The sequence below is a fragment of the Paenibacillus sp. E194 genome (assembly GCF_000935845.1).
Classification (GTDB): domain Bacteria; phylum Bacillota; class Bacilli; order Paenibacillales; family Paenibacillaceae; genus Paenibacillus_B; species Paenibacillus_B alvei_B.
This window is the reverse complement of record NZ_JMDX01000249.1, coordinates 1-7839: the sequence shown is the minus strand read 5'-3', so window position 1 is coordinate 7839 and position 7839 is coordinate 1. Positions and strand designations below refer to the sequence as shown.

General features: G+C 41.8%; 8 protein-coding genes. 4 read left to right on the top strand and 4 right to left on the bottom strand.

Annotation, left to right across the window (positions count from 1 at the left end):
• The first annotated feature begins 423 nt into the window (after positions 1–423).
• Positions 424–1104 (top strand): DUF4386 domain-containing protein, encoded by a 681-nt coding sequence (locus AZ66_RS24085; protein WP_044357187.1) that lies wholly within the window; start codon positions 424–426, stop codon positions 1102–1104.
• Between the two features lie 408 nt (positions 1105–1512).
• Here the strand turns inward: AZ66_RS24085 and AZ66_RS24080 are convergent, their stop codons facing one another.
• Positions 1513–2349 carry a phosphotransferase enzyme family protein gene (locus tag AZ66_RS24080; RefSeq protein WP_231587020.1) on the bottom strand — a complete coding sequence of 279 codons (837 nt, stop codon included), beginning with the start codon at positions 2347–2349 and terminating at the stop codon, positions 1513–1515.
• A 416-nt stretch (positions 2350–2765) separates the two neighbouring features.
• On the opposite strand from AZ66_RS24080, the gene AZ66_RS24075 reads away from it, so the two are divergent.
• The 3 genes from AZ66_RS24075 to AZ66_RS24065 are packed head-to-tail and all read left to right on the top strand — an operon-like array spanning position 2766 to position 4683.
• The gene (locus AZ66_RS24075) at positions 2766–3431 is read left to right on the top strand and encodes an MFS transporter (RefSeq protein WP_044357186.1); all 666 of its coding nucleotides are present in this window, start codon (positions 2766–2768) and stop codon (positions 3429–3431) included.
• Positions 3428–3991 carry an MFS transporter gene (locus AZ66_RS24070; protein WP_044357185.1) on the top strand — a complete coding sequence of 188 codons (564 nt, stop codon included), beginning with the start codon at positions 3428–3430 and terminating at the stop codon, positions 3989–3991. Before AZ66_RS24075 ends, AZ66_RS24070 begins: the two co-directional genes overlap by 4 nt.
• 32 nt (positions 3992–4023) lie before the next feature.
• Positions 4024–4683 carry a PadR family transcriptional regulator gene (locus tag AZ66_RS24065; RefSeq protein ID WP_044357183.1) on the top strand — a complete coding sequence of 220 codons (660 nt, stop codon included), beginning with the start codon at positions 4024–4026 and terminating at the stop codon, positions 4681–4683.
• 187 nt (positions 4684–4870) lie between these two features.
• Here AZ66_RS24065 and AZ66_RS24060 read toward each other — a convergent pair whose 3' ends face one another.
• From AZ66_RS24060 to AZ66_RS33050, 3 genes are all read right to left on the bottom strand, one after another.
• A complete protein-coding gene (locus AZ66_RS24060; protein WP_044357181.1) occupies positions 4871–5986 on the bottom strand; it encodes a glycoside hydrolase family 88 protein in 1116 nt (371 codons plus the stop codon).
• A gap of 73 nt (positions 5987–6059) precedes the next feature.
• Entirely contained in the window at positions 6060–6983 is a 924-nt protein-coding gene (locus AZ66_RS33055) for a helix-turn-helix domain-containing protein (RefSeq protein ID WP_231587019.1), read from the bottom strand.
• On the bottom strand, positions 6977–7690 hold the full coding sequence (locus AZ66_RS33050; protein ID WP_231587018.1) for a response regulator: 714 nt from the start codon (positions 7688–7690) through the stop codon (positions 6977–6979). Before AZ66_RS33050 ends, AZ66_RS33055 begins: the two co-directional genes overlap by 7 nt.
• Between the last annotated feature and the right edge of the window lie 149 nt (positions 7691–7839).

Sequence of the window (7839 nt, the reverse complement as noted above, 5' to 3'; positions counted from 1 at the left end):
AATTGTAAAAAGGATGAGTCTAGATCCTTCAATAAATGTGGATCTTGCTCATCCTTTTTGTTAATATTTCGATTTCTGTTCCATTTACACGAGATAAGCATAGATCGCTTCTTGGGTCTCCTGTCTACCCTTCAACTGAATCATTCCATTATAAATGTTAACCATAATTTTATTATGTAAACTATTAATGAATTTCGGATAAGGGCGGATTACATCTGCGACATCCAACAGCGCCAAACCCATTTCCGAAGTAATATTGTTAGGTACTGAAACCCTGCTGACGCCTACCCTTCATTGCTTTTACACTCCAACTTGATTGATTCAACTTTACTTAGCAATTCTTCCCGCTCCCTGTCATGTCAGAATGCGATTCGGAGTATTTTGGTAGTAGTCCCCACGATTGATATGATAAGGAGGTTCATTATGCTAAGGAAGAGTATCCATTCAAGTAGAAGGTCTGCTGTAATGGTTGGATTGTTATTCATAGTCGGGTTGGTTGCAGGGATATGTAGTGTTGTGCCTGTTATTGATGGAGCAGACTATCTGGTCAACGCATCCACAAATGAAAATCAGGTGCTAATAGGAGCGTTTTCTCAGTTGTTAATGGTTGCTGCCTATGTTGGTATTCCGATTTTGCTGTATCCGATGTTAAGCAAGCATAATAAAGGTCTTGCTCTAGGCTCTGTTGGCTTTGGTATCATTTCAGGTGTGTTCATTATGATTGGTGTTATCATTCTTCTGCTGTTATTGACAGTAAGTCAAGAATTTGCAAAAGTTGATGCTCTGAATGTTTCCTATTTCCACACCTTGGGTGAATTGTTGCGGGACGGTCGGGATTTGGTGAACCATGTAGCAACAACACTGGCATTTGTTTTGGCTATGTTTTTGTTTACCTGCATATTTGTCCAAACCAAAATCATTCCCCGTTGGTTGTCAGTTTTGGGTCTGATTGGTTCAACACTATCAATATTGGCAAGCTTATTGTTTATGATTCGCTTCATCGGTCTGGACACAACCTACATGATATTGAACGTTCCGATCGCTGTTCAACAATTGGTATTGGCTATATGGCTGATCATGAAAGGATTCAATCGGGCGGAATAGCAACAAAACGATTATGTACGTAGGTTGGTTCAGCGAACGAAGCGCGGCTACCTCTCTGAATTTTTCTTCTACCTTTCAACTTCACGAAAAAAAGTTAAAAACAGCCGGCCCCAAAGAGCCGGCTGTTCCATTTGCAATCCACCCACAAAGCTTAAATATTCAGTTCCTCATACTCAAAGGGTTCTTCACATGAGTAAATGTCATGGAAAAAGCCCTTATATGGGATATCGTCTTCCAAACATTTTATGATATACGACATTACCTCGTCACTCCTTGGCTCCTCACCGCTGTTTTGCATCACCTCGAAGTAGTCAACGATATTTTCCATGTCACACACCTGAATAAATAAAGGTAACTGATCCAACATCGAATCTTCGATCTTGGTCTCCGATCTGTATCCCTCGAGGACTATTTCAAAATATCATCCATAAACTTTTTACGTTTAGCGACATCTGGTTCAAATTGTACCCAGCCCACTCCGCTTATCCAGAGACCTGCCAGATCAAACATATACCAAGCGAAACATGAATTATCGAAATCATATACAGTTATTTGCCCGGTATCAAAATCTATCGAATAATTCCCATCGTTATAATCAAAATGATTCATACCGAAAGACTCACGGTTCGTATCCAATCCTTCTAAGGTATTAAGCAGCTCAACCAGCTTCTTCTTAACCAGAGAGAAGGAGTCGGGTATCAGTTTATTCATATATTCGGCATTGTATTTGTCAAAAAAACTATTCCGGCGATGGACAGGAGTATACTCTTTCGATATGTGGTGCAGTTTCCCTAGGGTTTTACCGCAGTTATAAAAATATTCGGAAAGAGGAACCCCTTCCCGGTACCGGTAATTGTTTTCCACAAGCAATTTTCCCTTGGCCTTATTAAACAGACAGATGAAAAAGGTATGATTTTGATGAGAGATCTCTTCCAGCAGATTCCCCTTCCAGGAGCTGACTACATCCGAGACACTTCCCCCGTGTTCAAATAAATAGCGGATATACTCCACTTCGGCCAGAAAATCTTCCCTGTTCCTGTCAGGTAAGAAGGCGATTCTGATAATTTTTGCGTCGGTGCCCTCTTTCTCACAGGTATATACGACATTCCGCCCTCCGTCATGTGGCGGAATTAGCTGGATTTCATACCCTTCTAATCCGAACAACTCTGTTACTTCTGTAAGTAAATAGCTATCACCGATTGAAACAACATCGTTATAAGTCATGATATTTTCTTTAGTTTGCAACCTCTCAGTGCACCTTCCCTCAAAAAATTCATCATTAATCTACATCTTGACCTAATTGATAACCACCTTGTTTAGCATTGATATAACACTCCCTCCAGCATTTTCTATTTTAAAATAGTCCCAATCAAAGTCTAGGGGATTTTCTATATCCGTATTTTGCAAAAAATCCAAGAACCGATTTATTTATAACGGACACAGTTGCTCCTATTTTGTAAAAAAACCACTTTTTCGTTGGTTTAGAACCAAATAAGGGCTTGTATGTCCGTTATCCTGTAAAATTGGCCGCTGATGGCTGTCGCTTTCAGAACCAAAAAGTGTTTTTAATCTATAGATAAATATTTATATATAATACTTGACCTATTGTTTGTCCCCATTTACAATGAGCATACCAACATTAACCAAAAGGTGGTCTTTCCATGCTGCTGCGTCACAAAGCCTTCAGACAATTATTCGCCGGAAGAATCCTGAGCGTGTTTGCGGATTCCATACTCTTTTTTTCATTGCTCAAATGGATTGAAATCAAATCGGGCGGAACAGAATCCTTTACGTTTTTCTATGTCGCATACTATCTCCCTATCGTTTTGCTAGCCCTACCTGCCGGAGCCTGGATATCCGGAAAAACGCTGCAGCATGTGATGGCATGGTCAAATGTCGTTCGCATGATCGGTATGATCCTGTTCTTTTTCTTCTCAGACTTGATCCCAATGCCGTGGGTATATGTGCTCCTGATCACCGAAAGCATTGTCGGTTTATTCTTCATGCCTGCCAATCAGTCTCTTCTCTCGCAAATCGTAAGCGAAAGAGATCGTCCATCGGCGAACAGCTGGCTACAAATGGGCTATACAGTCGTCAAAATATCAGGTCAAACTTTTACGGCCTTTATGCTCAAAAACGGGGTCCCGCCTGCCTCACTGCTGCTGTTTTCAGCCTTTCTTCTTCTCTGCTCGCTGATGTGCATAATGCTTATGAAGCCCAAGGTGAAACAAGAAATGCCTGAACGGCAAGGACATTGGACTTTGATGAAAGAAGGTGTCCTTTATATTGCTCGCCACCGCCAGCTCGGCATGTTGTTTGTTTTTTGACGCTTGCCATGTTCATTGCTTCCTCAGTAGATTTGATTTTGCTCTCCTTTTTAAGAGATGTGCTTGGTTCAGGCGTCGAAAATCTGAGTTTTATCGGGACAGCTTCCCTTTCCGGTATGATTGTGGGTGCGGCTCTCGTTCCAAAATGGTATAAAAAGATAGAGCGGAAATGGTTGATCGTCCCTCCCGTTTTCACCCTCTGCATCAGCATCGGCTGCCTATATGTGATACAAAGTTGGCTGATAATTTTGCCTCTGTTTTTCGTGCAGGGAATTGCTCTGGGGTGCTTTAATATTACATTTGTGACCTACGTGCAGGATATCGTGGAGAAGGAAAACTACACCCGCGTATTCAGTATGTATCATATGATTTCAAGCAGTGCGGCTCTGCCGGGAATATTGATGACCGGAGTGTTGCTTTCGATATGTGGAGTTCCAACAACGATTCTCTTGATTAGCGCCATGTTGCTTGTTCTCGGGATTGCCGGAATTTTGGCTGTTCCATCCCTTGGTAGAGGAAACTCCGCAGAGCAATCGAACATTGAAACAGTGGCGGTTTAATTTATGGAAATATCAGAAAGGAAGTATAAGAGATGTCGTTAAAATATGGTATTTTGGGTTTTCTTAGTAAATGGGAAGCGACTGGTTATGATCTGAAAAAGGAATTTGATGATTTTATGAGCATCTTCTGGCATTCTCATTTATCGCAAATCTATCCGGAACTTGGGCGTTTGGAGCAAGAGGAATACATTACAAGCCGCTTACTACCGCAAACGGGCAAACCCGACAAAAAGATCTATGCCATCACAGATAAAGGCAAGCAGGAGCTGATCACCTGGCTGCTTTCGCCTCCAGAAACGCCGAAGCTAAAAGACTCCTTTCTGATGCAAGTCTCCTTTATGGACAACATTCCCGCCTCAGAGGTCATTTTCCAGCTAAAGGCCTATCAAAAGGAACGGGAACAGCGGTTAGCCAAGATGAAACACATTTTTCAAGAGCGATGGGAAAGCATTCGGGAGCGCAATGTCATGAAATCACGGATTTTAATGAGCTCGGCCGTTGTAAGAAGAGGATTGGAGCAAGAAATTCAATATATCCGCTGGTGTAGAGACACGATCGAGCTGGTGGAATCCTGCTCTGCACTTTGGTCGCAGGATATCGACAAATCAGATTTACCTGATGGAGAATATATCCGATTTTCGGACGTCGAACCTATATTCCGGAAATATTATGGTAATTTAATGGAAGATTAACACATCTCTATGTTTTAATGAATCGGCGCTGTATGCGCCAACTAAAGAAAGTCCGGGTGCGACCCGTATAGAAAAACCAGCGGTAGTCTTTGACCGGATGATAAAGTCTTAGGCTGCCGCTGGTTGATTGGAAGTGCTTTGTCAATATGGTTACAACTCAGTATTTGTGATGAACAGTTCATTTACATTACCAGTAGCTTCTAATTCCGCATTGCAGACGAACCAAAGCCTCAAGATAATAATAATCTCCCCAGATCATGTAATCATCGGGTCCACGATCTCCTCTTACGTGATAAGAGCCATGCTGCAGTAAACCTTCTGCATCTGGCATATTCATTGTTGAATAGTTCGAAACAAGTGACTCCATCTGTTCATGCAGCGAATTGGTGAAATACTCATGATCTGGATCCTCCACATCAAGGATTCCGATCAGCTCAATAAGGCCGCAGGCAACGATTGCAGAAGCAGAACTGTCACGAGGCGTTGACGCTTCAACAGGAACGTCAAAGTCCCAATAAGCAACATGATCCTCTGGCAGATGATCGATAAAATATTTTGCCATACGCTTAGAAGCAGCAAGGAAGTCAGGATCTTGCGTATATCGATAAGCAAGCGCAAAGCCATAGACACCCCAAGCTTGGCCCCGTGTCCAGGTTGAGCCATCCTGATAGCCCTGATGCGTGCCTCCACGCAGAGCATTGCCATTCTCCTGGTCGAAATAAAAGGTGTGATAGGAAGAAGAGTCACCTCTAACTAGGAAACGCAAACTCTTGCGTGCATGCTTATACGCAATATCATAGTATTCCTGTTCACCTGTCTGCTCATATGCAAAGAACAATAACGGTAGATTCAGCATGCAGTCGATGATGATTCTGCCGCCGTTCTCAGGATCTCCTTCTGTACCCCATGCTTGAATAATGCCCATTTTCGGGCGCCAGCGATTAGCAAGCACTCGTGCTGCCTGCAAGGCTACCTGCCTTGCTTCTTCACTCTTTGTTATGCGATACTGGGCAACCGCAGATAGTGAATAGAGAAAGCCGATGTCATGATGATCCAAATCCACATGATGATCTAAACGATACGTAAAGTTCTCCAAGAATTTTTCTGCTGCTTCTTTATAATAGGAATCTTGAGTATATTCATAAGCCAGCCATATCATACCGATATAGAAACCCTCGATCCAATCGTTGTTCTCTCCCCATTCATAACACTTGTCTCCCGTAATATGAGGAAGCAATCCTGGATGATTGCGCAGATTATTTGCTATTTTAGCCTGTGCATCTTCAATTGCCTTACGCCACATGAACGCTACTCTCCTGTCAGTAAAAGTTTGTAGGTATGCTGATAATTGCGACTAAATGAGGTGCTGTTTGGTTCTAAACTGTTTCCATCATCCTTTGTGATCTGTCCCAAGAGACAAACTCTCTTGGTGTTGTTCCTACATCACGCTTAAATAGTTTAATAAAATAGCTTTTGTTCGAATAACCGAGCAAATCTGAGATTTCCTCTACCGTTTTGTTGGATTGCAGCAGAAGCTCCTTGGCCTTCTGAAGTTTAACTCGATTTACATACTCAATAAAATTGATATTCAACTCTCGCTTAAACAGCCGACTGAAATAACTCGAATTGAGATTCAAATAGCTGGCCATCTCCTCCAGCGTTATCCGCTCCGAAACATGCTGAATGACATATTGCTGCGCCTTAATCACTTCCGGACGCGAAGATATCGTAATCTCGCTTAACTTAGCAGCCATACGTGATAAGTAGTCTAGGAACCACTCCGATAAATGCGACAAGGTTACGATTTGGCTTATCGTTAAATAGAGCTTCTCATCGGAAAACTCGCTTTGAAAATGAAGTGTAACTTTTATTTTCATATGTAAATCCAAAAGTAATTGCAGAACCCATTCTTTTACATAATCAGGATGAAAATGAGAGGCTTTCACCCAATTCGACCAATCTTGTATCGTCATTACGAGTCCAGACTGATTCTTAGCTGCTATATGCTCACTAATCATGGAATAATACTTTGCATACTCTTGATACATATCAATTTTGCTGAATTCCTGCTTTGACCATGTACTCACGCTGGATTCTGTACTATAAAATCGATGCTCCAACTCCTGCAGCATAGGAAGCAGAGCATCTTGAATTTCTTTGGGTTTGCTTACCGTTCGACCAATGAAGCCGGATACATGGATTTTTATGTACTGTTTTATGTTTGTAATGCAGGTCTGCATCATGTGATATACATAGGACTGCTCAACACTCGGATCATCCGTTAAATAGAGAACTACCAAGTCGCGACTATTGTAGTTAAAAAAACGAAATTCCCTTTGTCGCTCAGAATCTCCTGAAGCACATTCTCCACTGCAAAAAATATCGTATGATCATTCAACCTGTGCACACGAGTCATCTCATTTAACCGATCTACAGAGAGGATCATTGTAACGTACTGTTTGGATTGAAGATTAATACCGTTTATTCCTGCCTTTTCAATCCAAGCATGCTTCGACCAGGAATTTTGATACAGGGTGTCCTTCAAAAACTTGTTTCTGACCGCAGTCTGATTCATTTTGCCTAATTGCTTGTAATGCTGAAATTCAGCCAATTGATCCTGTTTGGAGCATAATCGAAGGGTTATCTTCTTTAAAATCTGCTCTATTTGCTCCACTTCCAAGCTTTCCTTCAAAATATAGTCCTGAACATTCAACTTAAGTGCTTGTTGGGCGTAATGGAATTCATCATGGCAGGATATAATAATCGCCGCAAAGTCAGGGTTAATCGAGCTATACTCCGCAATCAGTTCGAGTCCATTCATTTTCGGCATGCCAATATCCGTAATCACGATATCTGGAAATCGCTCACACATCCGAATTGCTTCCAACGCTTCTAATCCATTGGAATATGTACCAAGCAATTCGATGTGAAGCTGGTTCCATTTGACGGCTTGAGACAAATATTGAAGAACAGGGTAATCATCATCTACTACAATCGCTGTAAACATGTAGCTTCACTCCACTTCACGGTTTACTTGGGGTAATTGAAGCGTAATTGTAGTTCCTACATCAACTTCACTGCTAATACTCATCAGAAACTTTTCGCCATATATTAAGTTTCAATCGCTGATAAACATTCGTCACGCCAATGCCAGAG